The sequence below is a fragment of the Streptomyces rubellomurinus genome (genome assembly GCF_000961885.1).
Lineage (GTDB): Bacteria > Actinomycetota > Actinomycetes > Streptomycetales > Streptomycetaceae > Kitasatospora > Kitasatospora rubellomurina.
This window is the reverse complement of record NZ_JZKH01000365.1, coordinates 1-303: the sequence shown is the minus strand read 5'-3', so window position 1 is coordinate 303 and position 303 is coordinate 1. Positions and strand designations below refer to the sequence as shown.

General features: G+C 57.1%; 2 rRNA genes. Both read left to right on the top strand.

The window, feature by feature from the left end:
- Positions 1-97, top strand: a 23S ribosomal RNA gene (locus VM95_RS38215); the annotation flags it as partial.
- 109 nt (positions 98-206) lie between these two features.
- A 5S ribosomal RNA gene (rrf, locus tag VM95_RS39555) occupies positions 207-303 on the top strand; the annotation flags it as partial.

Below are 303 nucleotides of genomic sequence, written 5' to 3'. Positions count from 1 at the left end.
GTAAGGCTCCCAGTAGACGACTGGGTTGATAGGCCGGGTATGGAAGCCCTGTGAGGGGTGGAGTTGACCGGTACTAATAGGCCGAGGGCTTGTCCTCAGACGCTCGCGTTCACTGTGTGGTTCCCGGGTAGCGAACAGCTATCGCCGGCGAACACAAGAAACACTTATCAACTGAAAAGTGTGTTTCGCTGAATACCCGATAGGGTTTCGGTGGTCATAGCGTGAGGGAAACGCCCGGTTACATTCCGAACCCGGAAGCTAAGCCTCACAGCGCCGATGGTACTGCAGGGGGGACCCTGTGGG